This is a genomic window from Clostridioides sp. GD02377 (genome assembly GCF_045899875.1).
GTDB classification, from domain to species: Bacteria; Bacillota; Clostridia; order Peptostreptococcales; family Peptostreptococcaceae; genus Clostridioides; species Clostridioides difficile_A.
The window spans coordinates 58,300-78,378 of record NZ_JBJODA010000006.1; the positions used below are offsets into that span (position 1 = coordinate 58,300).

Sequence of the window (20,079 nt, forward strand, 5' to 3'; positions counted from 1 at the left end):
AAATATTTAATACCCTATAAATTACATTATATGTATATATATTGTAGTTCAATAATGATATAATAATAAAAAAATTTAAAGAGAGTGAGAGTACATATGAGAAAATTAGAAGAAATATTAGACTATAATAAATCATTTGTAGAGAACAAAGAATACGAAAAGTATGCTACATCAAAACATCCAAATAAAAAAATAGTAGTTTTATCTTGTATGGACACAAGATTAACTGAACTTTTGCCTAAAGCTATGAATTTAAAAAATGGAGATGTAAAACTAATAAAAAATGCAGGAGCTACTATAATGCATCCGTTTGGCAGTATTATGAGAAGTATTTTAGTTGCAATTTATGAGTTTGATGTAGATGAGGTTATAGTTGTAGGGCATCATGGATGTGGTATGTGTAATGTTGACACAGATAAACTACTTAGCAAAATTTTAGATAGAGGGATATCTAAAGATGTAATACTTACACTTCGTAGTGCTGGAATTGATACCAAGCAATGGTTACATGGATTTGATTCTGCGGAAGAATCTGTAAAAGATAGTATTAATTTAATAAAAGTACACCCTTTGATTCCTGAAGGAATTATTGTACATGGTCTAATAATATCACCAGAAACCGGAAAATTAGATACTGTTGTAAATGGGTATGAAGACAAATAAAATATTATAGTAGTATATAAGCAATAATACAGTGTTAAATAAAATGTTGTTTCAAGTTTATTTTGGAACAACTTTTTTATTTGAAAATATATGAAAAGGTTTATTTTAAGCTTTCTAATAAAAAAAATTATAAGTAGCTAGCTAATTAAAAAACTTACTATTAATTATTAAAATTATAACTAAACTATACGAAAACATTTAATAAATGAAATTTATATGAATTTTTTATAAATATATTGAAAAAAAGTATATGATATAGTAGAATAACACTTAGCCGACTAAGTAATATAAAAATAAGGAGGGGAAGTATGAATAATAATTCTGAAGAAAAATTGAATGATGTTTTCTTGCAATTAATGCGAATATATTTTATAAGAACTCATTTTTATTTTGATAAATTAGGCTTATATCATGGTCAGCCACAAATACTTTTTTCACTAAAGATGAAGAATGGGCAAAGTCAAAAAGAATTAGCAGATAAAAGAAAAGTAAAAGCATCCACTACTACAGTTATGATAAAAAGAATGGAAAAAGCTGGACTCGTAGAAAGAAAACAAGATGAGAAGGACCAAAGAGTGTCTAGAATTTTTTTGACAGATAAAGGTTTAGAAACATGTAATAAAGTTGAAGAATTTAATCAGGAATTAGAAAGAGAATTCTTTTTAGGATTTAGTGAAGAAGAAAAGATAGTACTTAGAAGACTCCTAATGCAAGTAAGAGATAATTTAAAAGCAGGATGTCATAAACATGAGGATGAAAAATATTTTTAAATTTTAAAATAATATTTTTCAATTTAATGTCATTAGACTAATTAATATTACAGAAGGGAAGAAATGTATGTTTAAATTAATTAAATATTTAAAGAAGTCAGCATTATCAATAGTGGTAATAGTATGTCTATTGGTAGTTCAAGCAGTATGTGACCTTTCTTTACCAGAATACACATCCAATATAGTAAATATAGGTATACAACAAGGTGGAGTAGAAAACTCTGTTCCATCTGTGATTAGAAAGGGAGAGTTAGATAAAATTACTTTATTCATGGATAAAAGTAGTAAGGATAAAGTATTAGATAACTATACTTTATTGAATAAAGAAGATTATAGTAAGTATAAAGATAAGTATCCAGGTCTAAAAGATGAATCTCTTTATGAGTTAAATACTAAAGATGAAGATACTATAGATGATTTAAATTCTATCTTTGGTAAAGCCATTTTAATAGTAGCAGGACTTGAAGGTGATAGTAAAGAAGTAAAAGCAATGAAAGCTCAACTAATGAGCCAACTTCCACCACAAGCTACTCAAGGTGGAGATATCGATATGTTTAAGTTGTTATCTGCAATGCCAAAAGAGCAATTAGAAACATTAACTAAAGAGATGAGTAAAGGTTTTGAAGGTATGCCAGAAAGTATGATAACACAAAGTTCGGTATCATATGTAAAGGCAGAGTATGAGAAAATAGGTATTGATACAGAAAAAACTCAAAATAATTATATATTACTTACTGGTGCTAAAATGCTTGGTATAGCTATGGTTAGTATGGTAGCTACAATAACAGTAGGATTCTTAGCAGCAAGAGTAGCAGCAAGTGTTGGTAGAAATCTAAGAAGTGGAGTTTTTAGAAAAGTTATGTCATTCTCAAATACTGAGATGAATGAATTTTCTACAGCTTCATTAATTACTCGTAGTACAAATGATATTCAACAAATTCAAATGTTGATGGTTATGTTACTTAGAATAGTATTCTATGCACCTATAATGGCTATAGGTGGAATAATAAAAGTTCTAAATACAAATACTTCAATGGCATGGATTATAGCAGTAGCAGTAGTTGCTATTTTATCATTAATAGTAGTATTATTCTCAGTGGTTATGCCTAAGTTTAAACTAGTTCAAAAGCTTGTTGATAAGTTAAACTTAGTCAGCCGTGAAATAATAACTGGTATACCAGTCATTAGAGCTTTTAGTACTGAAAAACATGAAGAAGAAAGATTTGATGAAGCAAATACAAATTTAACTAAAACAAATCTTTTTGTAAATAGAGTTATGACATGTATGATGCCTGCTATGATGCTTATAATGAACCTTATCACAGTTCTTATAGTTTGGAGAGGTGCATATAGTGTTGATTCTGGGGCAATGCAAGTTGGAGATATGATGGCATTTATACAATATACAATGCAGATAATAATGTCATTCTTGATGATATCAATGGTATCTATTATGCTTCCAAGAGCATCTGTTTCAGCTACACGTATAGATGAAGTAATAGTATCAGATATAAGTATTAAAGACCCTCAAAAAACAGAAGTGCAAGAATTTAAAGAAGATAAAAAAGGTCTTGTTGAATTTAAAAATGTTTCATTTATGTATCCAGATGCAGAAGAACCTATATTGACAGATATATCTTTTACAGCAAAACCAGGAGAAACAACTGCATTTATAGGAAGTACTGGTAGTGGTAAGTCGACTCTTATAAACTTAATTCCTCGTTTCTTTGATGTTACAGAAGGAGAAATATTATTTGATGGAGTTAATATAAAAAATGTTTCTCAACATGACTTAAGAGAGAAAATTGGGTATGTACCTCAAAAAGGAATATTATTCTCTGGTACTATAGAGTCCAACTTAAAATATGGTAGAAAAGACGCGACAGATGAAGAAATGAGAACTGCAGCTGAAATAGCTCAAGCTACAGAATTTATTGATTCTAAACCAGAAGCTTTCAAAACTGAAATTTCTCAAGGTGGAACAAACGTATCTGGAGGTCAAAAACAAAGACTTTCTATAGCAAGAGCAATAGCAAAAAATCCAGAAGTGTATATATTTGATGATAGTTTTTCAGCTCTTGACTTAAAGACTGATGCAGCTCTTCGTAAGGCTTTAAAATCGCAAACTGCTGAAAGTACAGTACTAATAGTTGCACAAAGAATTAGCACAATCCTACATGCAGAACAAATAGTTGTTCTAAATGAAGGAAAAATAGTTGGAATAGGAACACATAAAGAGCTTCTAAAAAATTGCGAAGTTTATGAGCAAATAGCTTTATCACAACTTTCAAAGGAGGAGCTAGATAATGAGTAGAATGGGAAGAGGCCCTATGGGAAAATCTATGGGAGCAGGTCAAAAAGCAAATGATTTTAAAGGAACTATGCGAAAACTAATTGCTTATTTATCTAAATTTAAAATATCAATAATTTTGGTAATTGTATTTGCTATTGGAAGTGCATCATTTTCCATAGTAGGTCCAAAAATCTTAGGTAAGGCAACTACAAAGATATTTGAAGGATTGGTGAGCAAAGTTTCTGGAGGTAATGTAGGTATAGATTTTAATGCAATTGGAAAAATCTTAGTATTTTTACTTTGCCTTTACTTGATAAGTGCATTATTCTCTTTTGTACAAGGATTTATAATGAGTGGAATTTCTCAAAAAGTATCCTATAATTTAAGAAAAGAGATTTCAGTAAAATTGGATAGATTGCCAATGAAATATTTTGATACTAAGACACATGGTGAAATATTATCAAGAATTACAAATGATATAGATACTTTAAGCCAAAGTTTAAATCAAAGTATGACACAACTTATAACATCAGTGACAACTATGGTAGGTGTTTTGATAATGATGTTATCCATAAGTGGTATTATGACATTGGTAGCAATTTTAATATTGCCAATATCAATGTTTGTAATTTCGAGAATAGTAAAGAAATCACAAAAATACTTTAGGTCTCAACAAGAATATTTAGGAAATGTAAATGGTCAGGTTGAGGAGACTTACAGTGGTCAAACAATAGTAAAAGCATTTAACCGTGAAGAAGAAGTAATAGAAGAGTTTGATAAATTAAATGATAATTTGTATAATTCAGCATGGAAATCTCAATTCTTATCAGGGATAATGCAACCACTTATGATGTTTATTGGAAACTTAGGATATGTAATGGTTTCAATCTTAGGAGGTTGGCTTGCGATTAAGAAAACAATTGAAGTTGGGGACATACAATCATTTATACAATATGTAAGAAACTTTACACAACCTATGACTCAGATTGCACAGGTTGCTAACTTGCTACAATCAACAGCAGCAGCTTCTGAAAGAGTATTTGAGTTTTTAGAAGAGGAAGAAGAAGACCAAATTGTTGAAAATGCAGTTTCAATAGATGGTTTAGAAGGCAAAATTGATTTTGAAAATGTCAACTTTGGATATAATTCAAACAAGACTATAATAAATGATTTTTCTGTAAATGTTAAACCAGGCCAAAAAGTTGCCATTGTTGGGCCTACAGGAGCAGGTAAAACTACAATAGTTAAGCTCTTAATGAGGTTCTATGATGTTAATAGTGGTGCAATACTGATTGATGGTCATAATATTAAAGATTTCAATCGTAGTGAACTCAGAGAAATGTTTGGTATGGTTCTTCAAGATACATGGTTATTTAGTGGTTCCATTATGGAGAATATAAGATATGGCAAATTAAATGCTACAGATGAAGAAGTTATAGAGGCAGCTAAATCTGCACATGTTCATAGATTTATCAAGACATTGCCAGATGGATATAAGATGAAACTAAATGAAGAAGCAAGTAACGTTTCTCAAGGTCAAAAACAATTATTGACTATAGCTCGTGCCATTTTAGCTGACCCTAAAATATTAATATTAGATGAAGCTACAAGTTCTGTTGATACTAGAACAGAAGTATTGATTCAAAAAGCTATGGATAATCTTATGGAAGGTAGAACAAGTTTTGTTATAGCTCATAGATTATCAACTATACGTGATGCTGATATGATTCTTGTTATGAATGAAGGAGATATAGTTGAACAAGGAAATCATGAGGAACTTCTAAAGAAAGGCGGATTCTATGCCAATCTTTATAATTCTCAATTTGAAGAAGATGAAGCAATGTAACAAAAAATTGTTTTAGAACAGATATGTAATTTATTAAGATAAGCTAAATAGATAAGATTATATTTTATAAGTATAGTCTTATCTATTATTTTATGTCTTTACAAAGTATGTATTTTATTATACTATGTAATAAGGAAAATGTTGGAGGTGGTTATCAAAATGTATATTTAATCGTATTCTTTAAATTTTATTATAAATAAAATTTAATTTTAATAGTTGTTGATTGTATAAAAGTGTATATTTCTATTACTTTTATTAATCATGTAAAAAACTACTTAAATTTAAGAATTGGGTTAAATATAATATGATAATTACATGTTAGTCAATTAAATTGGCATATTTTTAATATATATTTAGAATTTTAATCCTTCTTATGATATAAGTAGCTTGTTTGTATTACTTAGATTTGTAAGGAGTTTTTTTATTGAAAAAACTACATAATATAATTGAGAGGGGGTGTATGAAAGTGATTTTTTCTATAAGATTGAGAAAATAATGCACGATTATGGTTATTATAATGTTAAATTAGAAGTGTCATTTAAGGATAAAATAAAGGTATAATTCTTAATGAATTTAATTATAGAGCCATAATCTCGTGCTATATATTAAATAAAAATAGCAGATAAGGAGAATATGGATATGGCGAAAAAAGGAATAATAGTAGGACTAAACATAAATAATAAATCTGAGGATTTTAATGAACTGATGATTGAACTTGAAAACTTGTGTTCAGCATGTGATATTGATGTTGTGGGAAGTATAATTCAAAATGCAAAGCAAGTCAATAGAGCATATTACATTGGTACAGGTAAAGTCGATGAGTTATTAGACTTAATAAAGAAAGAAAATACAGATATAGTAGTATTTTACAATGAACTTTCTACATCACAACTCAAAAACCTTGAAGAAAAACTTAATTGCGAAATTATAGATAGGACAGCATTAATACTTGATATATTTGCACAGAGGGCAAAAACTAGAGAAGCTAAACTTCAAGTAGAAGTTGCTAGTTTAAAATATATGTTACCAAGGCTTATAGGTTCAAATGAAAATTTAGGACGCCAAAGTGGTGGTGTTGGTACTAAAAATAGGGGTTCTGGTGAGAAAAAGTTAGAACTTGACCGTAGAAGAATAGAAGAAAAGATAACTTTTCTAAATAAAGAGCTTGATGATTTAAAATTTCAAAGAGAAACCCAAAGAAGTATGAGGAGAAAATCAAATCTCCCAAATGTTGCTTTAGTTGGGTACACAAATGCTGGGAAATCTTCAATCATGAATAAATTAGTGGATACATTTAAAAATTCTGAAGAAAAGAAAGTTTTTGAGAAAGATATGCTATTTGCTACGTTAGAGACTTCTGTTAGGAATATAGTTCTTTCAAATAACAAAGAGTTTTTATTATCTGATACTGTTGGGTTTGTAAGCAATCTTCCACATGACCTAGTAAAGGCATTTAGGTCAACTTTAGAAGAAGCATGTGAAGCAGATATATTATTACATGTTGTTGATATTTCAAATCCAAGCTACAAAAATCATATTAAAGTAACTGAAGATACTTTAAAACAGATAGGTGCTGATTGTATACCTATGATAAATGTATACAATAAAGTTGATTTAATAGGTGAAGAAGTTTTAAATAATATTGTAGACGATATAGATGGAATCTTTGTTTCAGTAAAAAAAGATATAAATATGGATAAAATGATAAAATGTATTTGTGATAGTATATTTAAGGATTATATAAGATGTAAGATTTTAATCCCATACAGTGAGGGTTATATAGCATCTTATTTTAATGATAATGCAAGCATAATAAGTACAGAATATACCGAAGAAGGAACCGTTTTAGATGTTGAATGTAGTGATATAGAGTATAATAAGTACAGAAAATATGTTTTAGAGTAGATTTTAAAAAATTAATATAACTTAAAATGTATTTAATGCAAATATTTTAAATCTGAGTTAAATTATACTCATAAAATATAAATATATAAAAAGGGTTCTTAAGGACCCTTTTTATATATGATAATTGTTCTATGAAAAATCAAAACTTACATTATGATTATAGAAAATACGGGTGTATTTTATTATTCATATATAACATACATATTTTGACCTAACGCAGTATCTGATGTTTTATCAGCAACTTCTATTTTGATAATCACATTATTTTTTTTGCAGTATTTCGATAATGCTGCTGCAGAAAGTTTCTTTCCATTAAAATCTAGAGAAAATGGTTTATCATATTTAAATGTATAGGTAACAGGATTAGAATCTGGAGCTAATGCAAACATACCATATTTTGTTTCAATAAATCCTATTACAGAAATCTCGAGATTTTCTGGGTTTAAATTTGAAGTCTTGCCTGTGTATTTAAATGTATTTGTTGATGAGTTAATTACATTACACGAAACACCAGAACGCATTTTAGTTTTTGTATTGATATTATTTCCAAACTGTGCATTGAGTTTAGCTCTTGGATGCTCTACTGGCAGGATATGTGTTCCACCTGGTACTGGTTTATCAAGATTCTTCCAACCTGTTGGTTTGGATGACATTCCTCCAACTGCTGGGTATATTGACATATCAAATTTTAATGGATGTGTAAGGCTCTTATATATTACATCCTTTCCTGCTGATTTGTTAGCATCAATATCTACATGATACAAACGCCCATTACCAAAACGGACAAGGTTCCACTGGTGGTCATTTGATGTGCTATGGACATAATAACATTCAATTCCCATAGCATCACACAAGGCTTTAAAGCTCCTACTCATTCCAGAACATGCACCTTTCTTTGTAACTAATGAATAAGCAGTATTGGCTCCCTCCACTGCATTCCAGTCAACATATGTTGTGTTATTTTTAATGTAATTATAGGCAACTTTAATCTTAGTATCTGTGGGCATGTATTTTACAATTTCTCTGCTCATAAAGTCAGATGTTGCTTGTGCTACTGCATTCAGTTGGTCTTGTGACAGTTTTGGACCATAGATGCTATTAGTTCCAGCGATATAGCTTTTTGGTGTCTTTTCTGTTACTTCTTTGGTCGTCATAGCATAAACTGTTGCACTCATACCTGATGTTAAAACCATTGTTGTAATCAATAGTTTAGTGGCTAATTTCCTAAATTTCTTCATATTAGTATCCTCCTTTATAAAAATTTTTTGACTTACTGTTCCCTATCATTAGTTAACCTCATTTAAGATTTAAATAGGTGGGTTGTCAACGTTTCTGTATACATTTATGTGGTCATGCAATGTTTATATTTTATATAAAATCTGGGCGGATTTTTTTTGATAATTCGTATACAATATAACTATCAAATTAGTATGTTTTTCATCAATATGAGAAAGTGATAGTAATAAATATATCTGAAACTGTTGACCTGTATGCAGAGTGGTGGTATTACAATTGATGGTAATAGTGAGGGTAAGGGGCGTTTTTAATAATATAGCTAAAATAAATAGTGTATACACTTTATACAGTCCCCTCAAGAAACATTATACATATTATGATATGTATATTCAATACATTTTTTGGAAATTATAGTTGTGATGTACTGTGAAAACATGAAAGAAAAGGATGTAATAACATATCAGTTGATTAAGCAAAGTATTGAGAAAAATATAATTTATAACCTAAATAATGTCAATATTATAGTGTTTATGCCTAACTAATGGCAATAGAAAATTGTAATTTGCAGTTTATAATATAACAAAAATAAAATTATTGACATAATAGTAATTAGTTACTATAATAAAAGTAACTAGCTACTATTTATAAACGATATAGAGAGTTTAAGGATTAGCATATAGAGAGGGACAAAAAATGGATATAGAAACTTTAATGAAAAAAATTGTGGTGGATGATGATAGTAGGAAACAAGCTATATTTGCAAATCTGTTTGTAATGCAAAATAAACTTCAAACTGCATGTGACAAGTTAGACCCAGAACTTACAATGAAACAATGGTTACTTTTAGCACTTGCAGAATCTATAGATGAGACTGTGACATTGACTAAGCTTGGAGAGCTTATGGGATGCTCACGACAAAATGTAAAGAAATTAGCTGTTGCTTTAGAAAAAAAGGGGTTTGTACAAATTGAAAAAAATGAAAAAGATTCAAGAGCTACTTGCCTTTTAACAAAGGATAGAGTAGAAGAGTATTCAGAAAGAGTAAGAGATATGCAAATTAAAGTATTAGAGCTTTTATTTAAAGATTTTACAGAAAAAGAGGTAGAACAATTATTTTCTGGAATTATGAAATTAAGTAGAGGAATTGAGTATGTAAGAGATTATGTAGAAGACAATAATTTATAAGATAGAAAAGTAAAAAATCAACTTGGTATGGCATCAAAAGGAGATAATTTATGAAAAACACAGTAGTGATTTACAAAAGTAAATATGGAGCAACAAAAAAATATGCTAAATGGCTTTCAGAATTATTGATTTGTGACAGTTTTGAGATTAAAGATATAAACATAGAAAAAATTATGAAATACGATACTATTATCTTAGGAGGAGGTCTTTATGCTTGTAATATAGCAGGGATTTCTTTTCTAAAGAAGCATTATGAAGAATTAAAAGGAAAAAATCTAATAGTTTTTGGTGTAGGAGCATCCCCATATAGTGATGAAGTATTAAAAAAATTAAGAGAAGCTAACTTTAAAGATGAATTAGATGAAATTCCTTGTTTTTATTGCCGTGGAGAATGGAATGAAACAAAAATGTCATGGTTAGATAGTGTACTTTGTGGTTTTTTAAAAAAAGCTATAGCCAAACAAGAGCGTAAAGGACTTAAACCAGCAGAAGCACCATTGTTGTCAGGAGAAAATTTTGAATGGTGTGATAAAGAATACTTAAAGCCAATACTTGAATATTTAGACAATATTAAAAGTATAAATTTATAAGTATCTTTAAATATGAGATGTTATAAAAATGTATTATAGAATATTTACAAAATAATTTTGTGAATGATAACCTATAATTTGATTGTTCATTATAGTGTTATAATTTAAAAATCATTCAATTTTAAAATATGATTACTAGCCTACTTATTTAATTAAAGGGGCTTTTTTTATTGATAAATTTATGTTATATTTATGTGAATTTCTTAGAATATAAATTGGCAAAATAAAAGTATATAGAATTTTATCTACAATATAAAATAGAAAAATTCTTCAAGAGGGGATTTTAAATAATGGATATAAATAAGTTAGTGATGCTTCAAAGGCAATATTATAATACAGGAAAAACAAGAGATATATCATTTCGCCTAGAAAAGTTAAAAAGATTGAAGTCAGTTGTATTAGAAAATGAAGAAAAAATACTTTTGGCATTAAAGAAAGATTTAAATAAGTCAAACTTTGAAGGTTTTATGACAGAAGTAGGTATGTTTTATAGTGAACTTGATTTTGCTATAAAAAATATAAGAAAATGGGGTAAGACAAAAAGAGTTAAATCAAGTATGGTTAACTTTCCATCTGTATCTAAGATTATTCCACAACCTTATGGTGTTACACTTATAATGTCACCTTGGAATTATCCGTTCCAATTAGCACTTATACCATTAGTATGGTCAGTGGCAGCAGGTAATTGTGTTATATTAAAGACATCTGAATATTCTGTGTCAACATCTGGTATAGTTAAAGAGATAATTGAAAAGATTTTTTCAAAAGAGTACGTTGCAGTTGTTCAAGGTGGTCAAGAAGAAAGTGAAAAATTATTATTAGAAAGGTTTGATTATATATTTTTTACAGGAAGCACTAATGTTGGCAAAATAGTAATGAAATCAGCATCAGAGTATTTGACTCCTATAACTTTAGAACTTGGAGGAAAAAGCCCTTGTATTATTTTAAAAGATGCAGATATAGACCTTACTGCAAAAAGGCTTACATGGGGAAAACTAATAAATGCAGGACAAACTTGTGTAGCACCAGATTATGTATTAGTACATGAAGATAGGAAAGATGAATTAATAGAAAAAATAAAATACTATATTATTAAGTATTTTGGAGATAATCCATGTAATAATGAACACTTTCCTAAAATTATAAATGAAAGACATTTTAATCGTATAGTATCTCTTATCGATATAGATAAAGTAGTATATGGTGGAGATTATAATAATGAGAAATTAAAAATAGAGCCAACTATAGTAAATGATGTTACTTGGGATGACAATATAATGAAGGAAGAAATATTTGGACCTATATTTCCTATTTTAACTTATAAAGACCTGGATGAAGTTGTACAAGAAATTATACAAAGACCAAATCCATTGGCACTTTATATTTTTACAAAAAATAAGAAGCTAGAAAATAAAATTTTAGAAATGATTCCAGCAGGTGGATGTTGTATCAATGATACAATTACACATATAGCTACAAATTACTTGCCATTTGGTGGAGTTGGTGAGAGCGGAATGGGTTCATATCATGGAAAAGCTGGGTTTGATACATTTACTCACTATAAGAGTGTCTTAAAGAAATTAAACTTAGATATGCCTATCAGATATGCACCATATAATGATAAATTAATTAAGATTCTAAAAAAAATAATGTAGATTATATTGTAGAAAGATGAATATAAATAAAATTGAGAACTTGTATTCTAATTATACTTTATAGAATTTAAAATTTTAATTTGGTATATTTGTTATAAAAGTAGTGATTTTGTGATAAAATTTAGTTATATAGAAATAAGGAGGAAAAAATGAAAATTAATTGGAATACAAAGTACACAACAATAGCAATTTATACATTTATAATAGCTGCTTGTAGTATTATATTTTATCTAGTATCATCACAAATCGATGTGTTTTCTAATAATTTAGATGCTATATTTACAACTTTACAGCCTTTTATAATAGGATTTGCTATTGCATATCTTCTTAATTTTATTTTAAAATTTTATGAAGATAGAGTTTTTATAAAAAGTGAGAAATTAAAAAACCTAAAACAAAAATCAAAAAGAGGATTGGGTCTTTTATTAACATATGCAACAGCCGCATTGATACTTTACTTATTTATGTATTTCGTGTTGCCTCAAGTAATTGAGAGTATTGTTGGACTAGCAAATGATATACCTATGTATGTAAATAATGCAACTAAGCTTATTGATAAATTAATGACTGATTTAAATCTTGATGAACAATATTTTAATTTAGCAGTAGATAAATGGAATGAATTTGTTGCATATATTATAAAATTTGTAACTGATTTAATACCGATATTAGGAAATATGTTAAAGAATGTAGCTTCTAGTATATGGAATATTGTTTTAGGATTAATTGTTTCAGTGTATTTACTAATCGATAAAGAAAAATTCTATGGATTAAGTAAAAAAATAACTTATGCAGTATTTACAGAAACACAAGCTGCGAGAATTTTAGAATTGACTCATAGAAGTAATTATACATTTGGAAGATTTCTAGGTGGGAAGATATTAGACTCATTTATTATAGGTATTCTAACATTTGTAATACTTACAATAGTTAAAATGCCATATACATTATTAATATCAGTTATAATTGGTATTACAAATATAATACCTTTCTTTGGACCTTTATTTGGAGCTATACCATCAACACTAATAGTATTGTTTGTATCTCCTATAAAAGCTTTATGGTTATTGTTAATTATATTAATAATACAACAAATAGATGGAAATATTATAGGGCCTAAAATACTTGGAGATTCAATTGGTATATCTGCATTTTGGATTTTATTCTCATTGTTGGTTGCAGGAAAATTATTAGGGTTTGTTGGAATGGTTATAGGAGTTCCAATGTTTGCTGTAATTTATTCTATAATTAAAGATGTTGTTGAAGGTAAATTGGATAAAAAGGGATTACCAACAGATACCTCCGATTATATGTAGCCAAAACAGATATTATGTGTAATTAAAAATATATAAATTAAGAAATCTTTAAAGCACTGAGAAGCTTAAACTCTTGGTGCTTTTTAGATATAAAATCATTATAGAAGAGGTGTTTTTTGTGGCGTTTATAGAATGTAAATTTAAATCTAAATATACAGGAGGAGAAACTGATGTAATTGTAGTTTTACCTGTAGCAAATGGAAAAGAACTTTTTAGTGGTAAAGAGATATATGATTTTGAGGGTAAGTTTAAAACATTATACTTATTTCATGGTTTAGAAGATGACCAAAGTTCATGGATTAGATATACTAATGTGGAACATTATGCTAAAAATAAAAATATAGCTCTTGTAATACCAAGAGTAGAAACTAGTTTTTATACAGATATGGTGTATGGGCACAAGTATTTTACTTTTGTAAGTGAGGAATTACCTAAGTTTGTTAGAGCTATATTTCCTTTATCAGACAAGAGAGAAGATAATTTTGTAGCTGGCATGTCTATGGGTGGATATGGTGCGTTAAAGTTAGCACTTTCAAAACCAAAAGAATTTTCAGCAGTTGCAAGTTTTTCTGGTTCACCTGACATGATTCATGAGTTAGAAAATCAACAAATAGAAACTAATGCAGATATTCTATTTCATGATTTTGGAAGACCAGAGGATGCTAGAAATAGTGATAACGATTTACTTTACATACTTAAGAAACTTAAAGAAAGAAATGAAGATATTCCTAAAATTTATCAATTCTGTGGTGATAGGGATTTTTTATATGAAAATAATCAGACATTTAAGAGATATGCAGAGTCTTTAAATGTAGATGTTATATATGAAGAGTGTGTTGGAGGTCATGAGTGGCGTCTCTGGAATTTATGGATAAAGAAGTTTATAGATATGATTGTGTAGGTACTTATGGTATTAAGAAAAAATATTAAAAAATATCTTTAAATATAATAAAGACTGAAATCCTAAAATCTAATTATGATTCTAATATTTCAGTCTCTAAAAGTTCAATAAAGTTTTATTAAGTTCTTATACGAGTTATTATTGGTGTGAAGTTATCAACTATATCTATATAGTATTTACTCAATTCTTCTAAAATATCTTCACATAAATCAGTGCTATGACCAAGGTTAATGAGGAATTGTTTTGTAAAATATCTTATTACAGCTTGAGAAGATATATCATACTTGTGTGAAATATAAACCCTAATTATCTCAGGTTTCATGGCAAGTATACCAATACAAGAAAGTATTAACTCGTCATGTTCTATAGATTCTTTATCATTAACATATCTCTTCATTACCATTTCAGTTACACTTCGTTGATAGCTTAAAATAGCTTCTTCATAAGCTATATCTAAATAAAAATTCCTATACGCTTCATTTTTTAGAAGAAAACAAAGGTCAGCATTCATGGCAAGAAAGAACATCATCATAGTACCTTCTTCATGATAATTATAGATTAAAGACTGCATTTCGTCTCTTATATCTTCATATATTATAGCCCCTATTTCGCTTTTACTTGAGAAGTAATAACTTATTAGACCTAAATTTATATTAGCTCTTTCTGCAATTTGCCTAGTTGTCGTTTTATGATAACCTTGTTCAAAAAATAATTCTCTAGCAGCACTTACAATACTAGCTTTTGTCTCTTTTCCTTTTTCTGATTTTGACATATTTACTGTATATACCTCTCTTTTCAATCTTTTTTTGAAAATTTGCTAACTATAAATATTGTAATAGAACCACCTATTATAGGAATTAAAATTCTGTCAAAGACAGTAAGAATGCCAACCATATTTAATAATGCCAATATCATACTTACTATAACAGCATAGATAGCACCTTTTTTTGTAGCACCTTTCCAGCAAAGGCCAATTACAAATGGTGCAAATATTACACCTGTACATAATGGTGCTGGCCAAAATAATAATTCTAATAAACTATCAAATTTAAGTGCTATAATTGCACCTGCTACAGCTGTTAAAGCTGAAGCAATTTGAGAATATTTTAAAGTATTTTTCAAATCATTAAATTCTATATCAGGATGTAATAATTTGTTGTAAATATCTCTTGATATGATAGCACTCATTGAAGTCATTAATGAATCTGCAGTAGACATTATGGCAGCTAATATAGCAGCTAAGAATAATACAGAAATTAAAGGTGGTAAAGTTGTTGATATCATTTGAGGTAAAACCTGGACAGATGATATGTTTGGAAATAAACTACCACCAATAGCTCCAATTATTCCTATAGGAAAAGCAAGAAACAATAGTATAAATCCTGCAATTATACTACTTTTAACTGCATTTTTAGCATTATCAGCACATTGATATCTTAAAAAACTTTCATAAGAAAATATTGAGCCTAAAACTAATGGTAAAACCGTATACATAAAATCACTAATTGATTTATTTCCTGGAAAGAATGGTTCTTTTACCATTGATTGTAACATAAGTAAAGGGTTGTCGCCAACTAATTTTAAGCTTATATAAGCCACTATTGGTAAAAATACTACACAAATAGCAAGTTGAATAAAAGCTGATACTGCAACTCCCCACATTCCTGATGTATAAGTATATATAATGATTACTATGACTCCTATAATTACTGCTACATCATAAGGGATGCCAAATGCAGTAGATACAGAGCCAAAAGATATTAATTGACTGCCCATGATGGCTAATATTGATATTGGTGTCACAAGACTTTGATAAGTTCTTAAAAATACACTATGACCATATCTAGTTTCAATATAGTCTGCAGGTGTTATATCACAAGATAAACTCCTTAACTTCCCTGCAAAAAATGCGTTTATAAAACAAGCCAAAGCCGCACCTATAGTAGAGTACATACCAACCCATAACCCTCTTTCAGCTCCCCATTGAACTCCACCTACTAAGCACCCTCCTCCAAAAGATGTAGCAGCGATAGTTGCGGCGAGTATGGGTAAAGGAAGATTTCTACCTGCAATTAGGAAATCAGATGCCGTTTTAACTTTTTTAGAAAAATAAAAACCAATCCATATGTACACTGCACACGTAGCAATTAAAAGTAACATAGTTTCTTCTCCTTTATAAAATATTTTAATAAAATTTATAAAATATATTTTAAATATATTTTATATAAAAGTAGTACAATATTTATTTTTATTAGTTTTGGATTAGTATAGCTATAACAACTTATAGTACTATGTAGAATTACATAAAAAGAAAAAATTGAAAATTCTGAAATTGATATTTATAATGATGTTTGTCTGATAGATTCTTTTTGTAATTGTAACATGCTTTTATTTTTAAATCAATAGTACATGTATAAAAATAAAAGAAATTTAAAGGAGAAAAAAATATTTTTAATATCTAGATGTAGTATGGAAAAATCTTGAATAAATTATTCTTGAATAAATTTATTGGAATTTAAAATTATCAAAAAATTGATAAAATAATTTGAAATATATGTTTTAATGATATTTTAAAACGGCAAAACAATAAAAAACAAACTTAAATTAAGTTAAATCAGCTTTTAAGTTAATTTTAAAGGCAAAAAATAAAAATAAAAAGTGTTTGACAATTATGAATTTTGAGAATATAATTAAATTAAAATTATACACATATAAAAAAATAAACTGAATCAAAAAGAAAAAGGAGAAGATTCAGAATATAAAATATTATACGTGAATAATAAAAAGTAATTAAATTTTATAAGGGAGGGGTAGATGTGAGTAGTCAAGAAAGCAAACCAAAAGGAAACCTTATATCAAATTTTAGAGATGATATGAGAGACCCTAAGAAAAGAGCAATATACACATATTCAAGTTCTATAAACCTAGCATACAATTTTATAGGTTATTTTGTATCAACAGTAACAAATATCTTTTTAACTGATGTAGCAAAGCTTGGTGTAATTATGGCAGGTGGTATGCAAATTGTACAATCTTTCATAAAAATTGCTGTAGCTCCTATAACAGGTACAGTATTTGACAAGCAACCATTTAAAAAAGGAAAATATTATCCATGGCTTAGATATACACCCGCAGCATTGGCGTTGACATACGGAATATTTTTCATAGTTCCATTGATGAAAATAAGTCCAGCATTACTTTTACCTTTAATGACCGCTTTATTATTAATAGCATCTTGTGCTCAACAAGTAGTTTTTACTATAATTTATGCTATTTACCCTGTAGTAGCTAAAACACCTAAAGATAGAGTTATAGGTTCAACTACTACAAACATATTTAAAGAAGTCGGTAAATTTTTAGTAGGTTTTTCATATCCGTTATTATTAGTTTTATTTGCAGATGTATTAGGTGGAGAAGGAATGGGTTATCTAGGTACCTATTTATTCTTTGCAGCAGGATGTCTTTTAGTATTTTGGTTTTCTTCAACAGAGATAATAAAATCTGGTGCAGAAGATGAGGTTCTTCAAAAAGAAGAAAAACCAAAGATTAAAGCAAGTGAGATGGCAAAAGCTCTATTTACTAATGTTCCACTTATGATGGCATTTTGTCTAGAATTTCTTATATGTATAAGATCTATAGGTCTAGGGCCTTTAGCTCCATATTATTTTAAATATGTAATAGAAGATGAACGTGGGTTAGCCGTATTTTTATCAATAATGCCTTTAGTAAGTGTAGCATTCATGTTCTTCGCACCAATATTTATAAAAATATGTAGAGAACAAAAACTAGCTTCAATAATTTCTTTTTCTATATGTGCAATATGTCACTTATTAGTTGCATGGACTCCTTGGGGAAAAACTACTTTAGGTGTAACTATGTTACTGGCAATTGGTGGTGGTTTTGCAAATGTAGTATCAATAATAAACCTTAACTTCTTTGCTGGTTCTTGTGACTATGGACATTGGAAATCAGGAAAAGATTTACCTGGTTTAAGTATGTCATTATATCCAGTTGCAATACAAGTGGGCGTGTTACTTGCAACTACTATAAGAACAGTTTTGATGAATTCAATGGGATATCAAGCTGATATGGTAGTTACAGAAGCAGTTAAAAGTGGCTTCATAAACATGATTTCTTATTCTATGGCAATACCTTTAATAATAGCTGTTGTTATAGCCATCTTATATCCAGTAAGTGATAAGAAATTAAATCAAATAAGAGAAGAATTAAATCAAAGAAATGCTTAGTTAAAAGAGATTTAAATAGATGATTAATTTTAAAATATTAAAGTAAGTAGACGCGATGGCGTTTATATAAATGAAAATACATATACAGAGGGGGCTTTTAAAAAATGATAGAAAAATTATTGAGAAATACAGTAAAAGAGCTACATCAATACGTTCCAGGTGAACCAATAGAAAAAGTTAAAGAGAAATATGGTGTAAAAGAAATAATAAAACTAGCTTCAAATGAAAATCCTCTAGGTCCTTCACCAAAAGCAATGGAAGCTATGATTGAAATGTTAAAACAAGGTCAACTTTATCCAGAACCAGAAGCTAATGAACTTAGAAGAAAATTAGCTGACAAGCTAGATTTAAAACCAGAAAACTTTATTGTTGCTAATGGTGCGGATAACGTTATCACATTAATAGGTGAAGCTTTTATAAATAGAGGAGATGAGGTTATATACTGTGACCCAACATTCCCATCATATAGAACTGCAACTGTAAAAAATGAAGGAATACCAGTAGAAGTACCTTTAACAAAAGATTATAAGTATGATTTACAAGGTATATTAGATAAAATTACAGATAAAACAAAATTAATATGTGTATGTAATCCTAATAATCCAACAGGAACAATTGTGGATGATAAAGAGTTGGAAGCATTTTTAAAGAAAGTCCCTGAAAACATTATAACTATATTAGATGAAGCATATATAGAATTTTTAACAGTACCTAATTATGTAGATGGACTTAAGTATGTAAGAGAAAATTACAATGTTATAGTAACAAGGACTTTCTCTAAAATATACGGTCTTGCAGGTCTTAGAGTAGGGTATGGTATTGCTAAAGATGAGATAATAAGAACTTTATTTACAGTAAAAGAGCCTTTCTCTGCAAATCGTGTTGCCATAAGTGGAGCAACAGCAGCACTTGATGATGATGAATTTATAAAAGAAACATATGACTTGAATAGAGCAGGAATGGCTTATTTTAAAGAAGAGTTTACAAAAATGGGATTTGATGTTGTTGATTCACAATCAAACTTCCTTTATGTAGACATGAAGACAGATGTACCAAAGCTATTTGAAGATTTGAAAAAAAGAGGGTTTGTAATAAGACCAAGTGCTACACATGCACGTGTAAGTATTGGAACTATGGAAGAAAACCAAAAATTTGTAGCAGTTTTGAAGGAAATATTAAATTTTAAAGAAGAACCAAGCATTGGATAATAGGTAGAAATATTACGAAATGGGGTGTAGATATGAGCTTAAAAATAAACGCAGAGAGATGTAAAAGTTGTGAATACTGCGTTATATCTTGTAAAAAAGGAGCATTAAAAATATCAGATAACATAAATAAAGAAGGATATGCTCATGTAGAAGTTGATGAAAGTAAATGCATACTTTGTGGAACTTGCTATCAAGTGTGTCCAGATAATGTTTTTGAAATAATTAAAGAAGAAGCATGTCAAGAGGCTTAGAAGGAGTTGGAAT

The 20,079-nt window shown here is 28.6% G+C and carries 16 protein-coding genes; 13 read left to right on the forward strand and 3 right to left on the reverse strand.

What is annotated here, in order from left to right; genetic code table 11:
- Positions 1-96 precede the first annotated feature (96 nt).
- The 5 genes from Q3304_RS06520 (at position 97) to hflX (ending at position 7,477) form a co-directional block, all read left to right on the forward strand.
- Positions 97-663, forward strand: a complete 567-nt coding sequence (locus Q3304_RS06520) for a beta-class carbonic anhydrase (RefSeq protein WP_407813889.1) — start codon at positions 97-99, stop codon at positions 661-663.
- A 308-nt stretch (positions 664-971) separates the two neighbouring features.
- A complete protein-coding gene (locus Q3304_RS06525; protein WP_054270680.1) occupies positions 972-1,433 on the forward strand; it encodes a MarR family winged helix-turn-helix transcriptional regulator in 462 nt (153 codons plus the stop codon).
- A 67-nt stretch (positions 1,434-1,500) separates the two neighbouring features.
- Complete coding sequence (locus Q3304_RS06530) at positions 1,501-3,747, forward strand: ABC transporter ATP-binding protein (RefSeq protein WP_074179746.1); 2,247 nt, start codon at positions 1,501-1,503, stop codon at positions 3,745-3,747.
- Positions 3,740-5,572 carry an ABC transporter ATP-binding protein gene (locus Q3304_RS06535; protein ID WP_407813888.1) on the forward strand — a complete coding sequence of 611 codons (1,833 nt, stop codon included), beginning with the start codon at positions 3,740-3,742 and terminating at the stop codon, positions 5,570-5,572. Before Q3304_RS06530 ends, Q3304_RS06535 begins: the two co-directional genes overlap by 8 nt.
- Before the next feature lie 639 nt (positions 5,573-6,211).
- Complete coding sequence (gene hflX / locus Q3304_RS06540) at positions 6,212-7,477, forward strand: GTPase HflX (RefSeq protein ID WP_407813887.1); 1,266 nt, start codon at positions 6,212-6,214, stop codon at positions 7,475-7,477.
- Between the two features lie 182 nt (positions 7,478-7,659).
- Here hflX and Q3304_RS06545 read toward each other — a convergent pair whose 3' ends face one another.
- Positions 7,660-8,715, reverse strand: a complete 1,056-nt coding sequence (locus Q3304_RS06545) for a transglutaminase domain-containing protein (RefSeq protein WP_407813886.1) — start codon at positions 8,713-8,715, stop codon at positions 7,660-7,662.
- A gap of 691 nt (positions 8,716-9,406) precedes the next feature.
- On the opposite strand from Q3304_RS06545, the gene Q3304_RS06550 reads away from it, so the two are divergent.
- The 5 genes from Q3304_RS06550 to Q3304_RS06570 all read left to right on the forward strand — a co-directional run bounded on the left by Q3304_RS06550 (position 9,407) and on the right by Q3304_RS06570 (position 14,360).
- Complete coding sequence (locus Q3304_RS06550; protein ID WP_243192592.1) at positions 9,407-9,898, forward strand: MarR family transcriptional regulator; 492 nt, start codon at positions 9,407-9,409, stop codon at positions 9,896-9,898.
- Between the two features lie 50 nt (positions 9,899-9,948).
- Entirely contained in the window at positions 9,949-10,488 is a 540-nt protein-coding gene (locus tag Q3304_RS06555) for a flavodoxin domain-containing protein (RefSeq protein ID WP_219673339.1), read from the forward strand.
- A gap of 290 nt (positions 10,489-10,778) precedes the next feature.
- On the forward strand, positions 10,779-12,143 hold the full coding sequence (locus Q3304_RS06560; protein ID WP_407813885.1) for an aldehyde dehydrogenase: 1,365 nt from the start codon (positions 10,779-10,781) through the stop codon (positions 12,141-12,143).
- Positions 12,144-12,292: 149 nt separating this feature from the next.
- Complete coding sequence (locus tag Q3304_RS06565) at positions 12,293-13,459, forward strand: AI-2E family transporter (RefSeq protein WP_054270673.1); 1,167 nt, start codon at positions 12,293-12,295, stop codon at positions 13,457-13,459.
- Between the two features lie 118 nt (positions 13,460-13,577).
- Positions 13,578-14,360 carry an alpha/beta hydrolase gene (locus Q3304_RS06570; protein WP_407813884.1) on the forward strand — a complete coding sequence of 261 codons (783 nt, stop codon included), beginning with the start codon at positions 13,578-13,580 and terminating at the stop codon, positions 14,358-14,360.
- Positions 14,361-14,478: 118 nt separating this feature from the next.
- On the opposite strand, the gene Q3304_RS06575 is transcribed toward Q3304_RS06570, so the two are convergent.
- Positions 14,479-15,132, reverse strand: coding sequence for a TetR/AcrR family transcriptional regulator (locus tag Q3304_RS06575; protein ID WP_054270671.1), 654 nt, complete (start codon positions 15,130-15,132; stop codon positions 14,479-14,481).
- A 23-nt stretch (positions 15,133-15,155) separates the two neighbouring features.
- Complete coding sequence (locus Q3304_RS06580; protein ID WP_054276963.1) at positions 15,156-16,520, reverse strand: sodium:solute symporter family protein; 1,365 nt, start codon at positions 16,518-16,520, stop codon at positions 15,156-15,158.
- 656 nt (positions 16,521-17,176) lie between these two features.
- Here Q3304_RS06580 and Q3304_RS06585 point away from each other — a divergent pair.
- The 3 genes from Q3304_RS06585 (at position 17,177) to Q3304_RS06595 (ending at position 20,066) form a co-directional block, all read left to right on the forward strand.
- On the forward strand, positions 17,177-18,607 hold the full coding sequence (locus Q3304_RS06585) for an MFS transporter (protein WP_054270669.1): 1,431 nt from the start codon (positions 17,177-17,179) through the stop codon (positions 18,605-18,607).
- A gap of 104 nt (positions 18,608-18,711) precedes the next feature.
- Positions 18,712-19,815, forward strand: a complete 1,104-nt coding sequence (gene hisC, locus Q3304_RS06590; RefSeq protein WP_054276961.1) for a histidinol-phosphate transaminase — start codon at positions 18,712-18,714, stop codon at positions 19,813-19,815.
- A gap of 32 nt (positions 19,816-19,847) precedes the next feature.
- Entirely contained in the window at positions 19,848-20,066 is a 219-nt protein-coding gene (locus Q3304_RS06595; protein ID WP_407813883.1) for a 4Fe-4S binding protein, read from the forward strand.
- Positions 20,067-20,079 lie beyond the last annotated feature (13 nt).

What these genes read in the sequence shown, in the direction of transcription:
- Q3304_RS06525 (WP_054270680.1), top strand. Translation starts at nt 972, where the DNA reads ATGAATAATAATTCTGAAGAAAAATTGAATGATGTTTTCTTGCAATTA.
- Q3304_RS06535 (WP_407813888.1), top strand. Translation starts at nt 3,740, where the DNA reads ATGAGTAGAATGGGAAGAGGCCCTATGGGAAAATCTATGGGAGCAGGT.
- Q3304_RS06520 (WP_407813889.1), top strand. Translation starts at nt 97, where the DNA reads ATGAGAAAATTAGAAGAAATATTAGACTATAATAAATCATTTGTAGAG.
- Q3304_RS06580 (WP_054276963.1), bottom strand. Translation starts at nt 16,520, where the DNA reads ATGTTACTTTTAATTGCTACGTGTGCAGTGTACATATGGATTGGTTTT.
- Q3304_RS06555 (WP_219673339.1), top strand. Translation starts at nt 9,949, where the DNA reads ATGAAAAACACAGTAGTGATTTACAAAAGTAAATATGGAGCAACAAAA.
- hisC (WP_054276961.1), top strand. Translation starts at nt 18,712, where the DNA reads ATGATAGAAAAATTATTGAGAAATACAGTAAAAGAGCTACATCAATAC.
- Q3304_RS06560 (WP_407813885.1), top strand. Translation starts at nt 10,779, where the DNA reads ATGGATATAAATAAGTTAGTGATGCTTCAAAGGCAATATTATAATACA.
- Q3304_RS06530 (WP_074179746.1), top strand. Translation starts at nt 1,501, where the DNA reads ATGTTTAAATTAATTAAATATTTAAAGAAGTCAGCATTATCAATAGTG.
- Q3304_RS06545 (WP_407813886.1), bottom strand. Translation starts at nt 8,715, where the DNA reads ATGAAGAAATTTAGGAAATTAGCCACTAAACTATTGATTACAACAATG.
- Q3304_RS06595 (WP_407813883.1), top strand. Translation starts at nt 19,848, where the DNA reads ATGAGCTTAAAAATAAACGCAGAGAGATGTAAAAGTTGTGAATACTGC.
- Q3304_RS06565 (WP_054270673.1), top strand. Translation starts at nt 12,293, where the DNA reads ATGAAAATTAATTGGAATACAAAGTACACAACAATAGCAATTTATACA.
- Q3304_RS06550 (WP_243192592.1), top strand. Translation starts at nt 9,407, where the DNA reads ATGGATATAGAAACTTTAATGAAAAAAATTGTGGTGGATGATGATAGT.
- hflX (WP_407813887.1), top strand. Translation starts at nt 6,212, where the DNA reads ATGGCGAAAAAAGGAATAATAGTAGGACTAAACATAAATAATAAATCT.
- Q3304_RS06575 (WP_054270671.1), bottom strand. Translation starts at nt 15,132, where the DNA reads ATGTCAAAATCAGAAAAAGGAAAAGAGACAAAAGCTAGTATTGTAAGT.